The organism is Vibrio eleionomae (assembly GCF_009874545.1).
Classification (GTDB): Bacteria; Pseudomonadota; Gammaproteobacteria; order Enterobacterales; family Vibrionaceae; genus Vibrio; species Vibrio nitrifigilis.
The window spans coordinates 56871-62926 of sequence record NZ_WEKT01000026.1 but is presented as its reverse complement, the minus strand read 5'-3'; the positions used below and the strand labels follow the sequence as shown (position 1 = coordinate 62926).

The window sequence follows — 6056 nt, the reverse complement described above, 5'->3', positions numbered from 1 at the left end:
GAGACCATCCACTTTACTTAAGTTTTTCAACGCTCATAATGCCCACTATCCAGAACGTAATCAGCGTCGAGTTGAACAGATAAAATCGGCAGTGACGCTCACTCAAGACCAAGGCATTATTGCCCCAAACACGCTCATGGTTATCATCTATATCGAACAATTACGCCTGCTCATCAGAGCTATTACCGCCATTGATAAAGACATAAAACAACGCTATAAAGCCCAAAAAGATCGTGCTATTTTCGATAGTTTCCCTGGTGCTGGCCCTCAATTAGCCCCCAGATTACTCGTTGCATTTGGAACTAACAGACAACGATACAATAATGCCGCTGAGCTACAAAAATATGCCGGTATTGCTCCTGTGATTGAACGCAGTGGGAAAAAATCATGGACTCACTGGCGATACTGTTGCCCTAAATTCTTGAGACAAACGTTTATCGAATGGGCTGGGCTTTCTGTCCGTTTTTCATTTTGGGCAAAAGCGTTTTATCAGCAACAAATCGAGAAAGGAAAACCACATAATACAGCGATAAGAGCACTCGCTTTTAAGTGGATTAGAATTGCTTTTCGATGCTGGAAAACCAGTACACCGTATGACGAAACTAAGTATTTAGAGTCTTTAAAAGCAAAGGGATCACAACTTCTCACTTACGCATTAAATGGCTAAAATTTTACTTGTTGTCCATCTCAGGGCGTGTTGTTATGCAACCGGTTCTTCTCACTTCTATATTTATCCTCATACGAACGGTAACACCGCTCATTTTATAGCTAACAAAGAAATTCTTAAGGGCTCCGATGAACTTCAACAATATTTCTATGGGTAAGAAGGCACTCTTTGCGCCGGCTTTATTAATCCTGATCTTGATTGGTATCACCTTAACCAGTAGCCGGTTGCTAAAAGGATTATCCGAAGATATGTCTCGTATCTCATTCGAGCTTGCACCAGACACTCAACTTGCGGCAGATATGACAGATAAGTTGTTTCGATTACGTTTGGCGATGAAAAACTATATCCAAACAGGACAAAAACAATACGTTGAAACGTTCCATCAAGGCGCTGACAGCCTGATTAATCAATTAATGCCGACAGCTAAAAAAGAAATTCTCGCCCCTCAAGCACAAACGTTGATCGCCCAACTGGTAAAAAACCAAACAGAATATCGTGATACATTTACTAACGAAGTCGTCACGAATATGAACGAAAGAAACCGACTGGTCACAAAAAGACTCAACGTGATCGGTCCTAAAATCGAATTACTCCTAACCAATATTATGCATGCCGCAAAAGAAGAACAGAATTTGGATGCGACCTATTACTCGGGGTTGGCGAGCAACTCTTTGTTACGTGGGCGTCTCTATGTGTTTAAATTTCTCGTCGATAACGAGAACACAGAAGTAAACCGCTTCAACAGTGAGTTCTTACAATCCCAACAGCAAATCACCGATCTCATTAAAACATTAACCAATCCCTATCAACTTTCGTGGGCCAAAGAGGCACAAACATTACTGAGCCAATATATCGCCGTCGCTAAGCAGGTAACAGACCATATATATGCTCGCAATAAAGGGGTGAAACATCTGGATACTATCGGACCACAAATTGCTAATGATATCAGTAGCCTACGTGATGTTATCTCTGCTGAGATGAAAAACGCTGCCGACAAAGCAGAATCGGACACACAAGTGTCCATCGAGTTGCTGTTAACCGTCTCGGTGATTGCCATCTTACTCGGCGGCATCGCTTCTATTATTATTTCCCGAAAAAATGTTTCAAGAGTTAAAGCGACCAACAAAGCATTAGAAGACATCGCGAAAGGAGACGGCGATCTGACACTACGTATTCCCGTCTTAGGCCATGATGAATTAGGTATGTTAGCCACTAACTATAATCTCTTTGCCGATAAAATGAAGAAAACCATTGAGACGCTGATTTCGGTGTCTCACGAGACATTAACCGCCTCTAGCGAACTCTCTGAACGCGCTATCATCACCCAGAAAGAAGCCACCGAACAACAAGCTCAAGCAGAAATGGCCGCATCGGCGATGACACAAATGTCGGTAAGTGCACAAGAGATTAGCAGTAACTCTAATGAAGCAGAAAATTTGGTGCAATCCACAGTCAACGCCTCCGATGAAGGAAACTCAGTCGTACTAAACGCAAGTGAATCTACGCATGTACTTGCCCAAAAAATTAACGAAGCGAGCCATACTGTTGAAACACTCAAAGAAGACAGTGACAAAATCGGTTCGGTGCTGAATGTGATTGTAGGCATAGCCGAACAAACTAATTTACTCGCTCTAAATGCTGCGATTGAAGCAGCGCGAGCCGGAGAACAGGGCCGAGGTTTCGCCGTTGTCGCCGATGAAGTTCGCTCACTCGCCTCACGCACTCAAGATTCAACCGAAGAAATTAAAGAGATTATTGATACACTCCAAAAACGATCAGAGCTTGCTAACCGCGCCATGGTTGAAAGCCGCAATAGTTCAGATGAAACCGCGGATCGAGTGGCGTCGGCTAGTAAAGCGCTACGCTCTATCGATGATTACATGGCTCACGTCCACAGTGCGTTTAGCCAAATATCTGAAGCAGCAAATCAGCAAGCCATTGCATCAAATGACGTCAGTCAAAGCGTGATTACCATGTCTGATATTTCTACCAGAACACTAGAAGACTCAGTGGCAACCGCAGATGCCGCAACTCGGCTTAATACATTAGGAAATAAAATGGAGCAGTTATTAGGGCAATTTAAAGTAGCGTAGCTAACATTGCTGTTTGCAGATAAAAAAAAAGCCTTAACAAATATTGTTAAGGCCACAGATCGGAAATACAGAATTAAATGGATTTCTATCTTGCTAAAAACTAATTAAAATTTCTTCTATTTGTCGATAATGCTACGGAATGTATCTGAAGAAAAAATCGAAACGCATTTGTGTGTTTCACTTTTTTCTGATGTTTGTGCCATAATCCACGCCATCATTTTTAAATAAGAAAAACCATGCCCACTTTCCCAGCAAACAACTACGCTCATTATCACGCCCATATTTACTTTGATGCGAACACACTGGCTCAAGCGACTGAATTATGTACATCAGCCGGAAAAGAGTTCGATATAAAAGTAGGCCGAGTCCACCAAAAAAAGGTTGGACCTCACCCACATTGGAGTTGTCAGCTCGCGTTTAATCACCCCATTTATAACACCATTATGCCGTGGCTTGAAAGTAAACGAGATGGACTTACCGTATTAGTACATGGCGTAACCGATAACGAATTGAAAGATCATACCGAGCACCTATTCTGGTTAGGCGAAAGTAAGGTGTTGGATTTGTCCGTGTTTACAAAGTAAAACATTCAGCAGACTCATCACCTACCAAGGTTTATTAATTAACAGTGCAAAGTGTCTCTCATCTCACACTGTTATTTATTTTTCAGGCTATGATTTAGCCGAATAGAAGTCATAACCAATCCATCTTAGTAATTATGGTCAGTCGAATTTCATCGAGAAAATCAACTCACCCTATATACGACTTTTTGATGTGATATTCACTCATATTAAACAAGGAGTAATCTATGAACCCATGGTTTGCGTCAAACTTTAACTTTCCATTAAGCGGCAGTGTGAACCAAGATCTTTCACCGGAATATTTTTTCAACGCCATAAAAAAAGAAAATGGTAACGGTGATATTGAAAAAGCCATCTTCAATAGCGGTGCTTCATACGGACGCCAAATAGGCATAATTAGTGATGTACTTTATGAAATCATCACTCAAATACAACTACCTAATTCGACCGAGGTTCAGAAATTTAAGCAACTACAAGAGAATATAAATAAAATCAAAGATCTAAAACACAATGGGCTCGAACAGCATGCTGAAAGCATTTTAGATAAGCTAAAAGAAAGCGACCCAAAAACATTAAACAAACTCTTAAAAAAATATCAATCTCAAGCTGCTAAATAAAGTACTTGGGTATAAACGCCGCGATTAACTCGCGGCGTTTTATTTATAGAACAATGCTTCTAGATGGCATGGATAATAGTAAATAACTCACTTTTATCGGTATGCTTCAACTCGGTTTCTCCCCAAGCTCTTCGCTTGATAACACGCAATATCAGCCTGTTTATAGAGTGCATCGAGCGTTCTATTATGGCTTTGAGTACAAGCGACACCGAAGCTAATCGTGATATCAATGTCTTCTTCATCAACATGTAATGGCATGTTTTGAATACGCTCACGTAAAGATTCCGCAAATGTGCACGCATCATCTTTATCCATGTCTGATAGCAACAGCACCATCTCCTCCCCACCCCATCTTGCTAATACATCTTGTGTACGCACATTCTCTTTCAAAAAGGTCGCAACATGCGTCAATACTTTATCTCCTACATGATGGCCGTAGGTGTCATTAATGCGTTTAAAATGATCGATATCCATCATCACAAAACTCGTTGGTGATTGACTTGTCATATCGCTATGCAACCGCTGACGCCCAACGTCTACAAACGAACGCCTATTACGTAACAGTGTGAGCGGATCGTAAGAGGCTAAATAATTTGCTGTAATCCTTTCTTGTTCAATCCCTTTTAACCGATTAGCGAGAATAATAGCCAAAATCGACGCTTCAATTAACACACCATAACCGGCACTGTTATACCCAATATAGGTGTAAGGAATAATACCCCAAACAGACAGAGTGGTAATAAACAAGCCAAACATGCTAAAAGTTACGGCAACAAGAAAGTAAATCGAATCAGCGGTTTTCCCCAAATTAACGATCCCAATACCAATGAGCATCAGTGTGGTAATAGCCAAAAATGAAAAAGATAAAAATGATCCCCAAAGATGCTGTTGCGTCACACACAACACTAGCGAAGCCACCACAGCAATAATACTGTAGATTTTAAGCACACGGTTTGCTTTTGGCATTCGTGTTGGCAAGTTGAGGAAACAAGATACAAATAGCAGGCCACACACGCCATGAAACACCATGAAAAAGAGCGTGGCATAATTTTGTAGTAATGGATAATGAGGATACACCCACGCAAATGCATATCCGCTATAACCCAAGTTCATGATAATAAAGCAGCTAATGTACAAACAGTAATAGAGTGACACGGTTTGTTTTAACGTCAGATAAAGCACAACGTTATAACCAATTAAGGTTAATAGCACGCCATACAACCCCCCAGATATCATATGTGATATGACATCAGAAAGTTGCGCTACTGAGTAATCTTGTAACTGAATAGGTAAGGTTAAGGGATCGAGAGAATAACCACGAATATAAATACTGCTCTCTCCAGGGGGAAGCTGAACGTTAAATACATAGCCAATATCTGGCAATAAATGGTGGTTTGCATGTTGCCCATCACCAGTGAGCCAATGAGATAACACTTCTCCATTGTGAACAAGATAAACATCGAGTTTTTCGACCCAAATTTGCCCCGCTCTTAGTCTTCGTTGCACGGTTTGCATCGTATCGTTATATACTGACAAACGTATCCATGTTGCTTTATTGCTAATACCGAATGTCAACGAGCGGGTTTTAGCGCTTATTGCCTCATCATTTTGAAAGCGCTTTTTTGCCTCAAGCAAGGATAATGGACTGTTAGGCTGCTCCTGAAAATAATCCATTGAACTAATGTCTATACGAGCATTGTTACTTTCAATAATGGGATGGGCAAATACGGGAAAAAATGGAAAAAATACAGCCAATAATAGTGCAACATAACGAATCATTATGACCAAAACCCTCTCATATCATTGACCCTAACTAAAGTCCTACAGGTATTACTTTAGTTCATTCCCTGCGCCTTACGACAAAGCAGACACAAAAAGCAAGCTAACGAGTATAAAGGACAAGGTCATAACGTCTCCCATTTCTTGCTTGGGGAGAACTAAGAATTATTGAGAGTCTTAACTATGACACAGTATCACTTTCAGTAATATCATGTTTAACGAGCTTGCAGTGCAATACAGATAATAAGAAAGAAAAAGTAAAAAAATGTCACATTGATTATGCGAATCATTAGGTATGCAAACGTAGCCACCTTTAACA

General features: G+C 40.6%; 5 protein-coding genes. 4 read left to right on the top strand and 1 reads right to left on the bottom strand.

Annotation, left to right across the window (positions count from 1 at the left end; genetic code table 11):
• From F9817_RS14065 to F9817_RS14050, 4 genes are all read left to right on the top strand, one after another.
• The coding region (locus F9817_RS14065) for a transposase (RefSeq protein WP_161156598.1) at nt 1–667 on the top strand (667 nt) is incomplete at its 5' end.
• A gap of 128 nt (nt 668–795) precedes the next feature.
• Nucleotides 796–2760 carry a methyl-accepting chemotaxis protein gene (locus F9817_RS14060; protein ID WP_161156596.1) on the top strand — a complete coding sequence of 655 codons (1965 nt, stop codon included), beginning with the start codon at nt 796–798 and terminating at the stop codon, nt 2758–2760.
• Nucleotides 2761–2996: 236 nt separating this feature from the next.
• Nucleotides 2997–3344 (top strand): DOPA 4,5-dioxygenase family protein, encoded by a 348-nt coding sequence (locus tag F9817_RS14055; protein WP_161156594.1) that lies wholly within the window; start codon nt 2997–2999, stop codon nt 3342–3344.
• A 224-nt stretch (nt 3345–3568) separates the two neighbouring features.
• Complete coding sequence (locus tag F9817_RS14050) at nt 3569–3958, top strand: hypothetical protein (protein ID WP_161156592.1); 390 nt, start codon at nt 3569–3571, stop codon at nt 3956–3958.
• A 93-nt stretch (nt 3959–4051) separates the two neighbouring features.
• On the opposite strand, the gene F9817_RS14045 is transcribed toward F9817_RS14050, so the two are convergent.
• On the bottom strand, nt 4052–5737 hold the full coding sequence (locus tag F9817_RS14045; protein ID WP_161156590.1) for a sensor domain-containing diguanylate cyclase: 1686 nt from the start codon (nt 5735–5737) through the stop codon (nt 4052–4054).
• Nucleotides 5738–6056 lie beyond the last annotated feature (319 nt).

Coding starts and splice junctions, on each gene's coding strand:
- F9817_RS14045 (WP_161156590.1), bottom strand. CDS start 5,737: ATGATTCGTTATGTTGCACTATTATTGGCTGTATTTTTTCCATTTTTT.
- F9817_RS14055 (WP_161156594.1), top strand. CDS start 2,997: ATGCCCACTTTCCCAGCAAACAACTACGCTCATTATCACGCCCATATT.
- F9817_RS14050 (WP_161156592.1), top strand. CDS start 3,569: ATGAACCCATGGTTTGCGTCAAACTTTAACTTTCCATTAAGCGGCAGT.
- F9817_RS14060 (WP_161156596.1), top strand. CDS start 796: ATGAACTTCAACAATATTTCTATGGGTAAGAAGGCACTCTTTGCGCCG.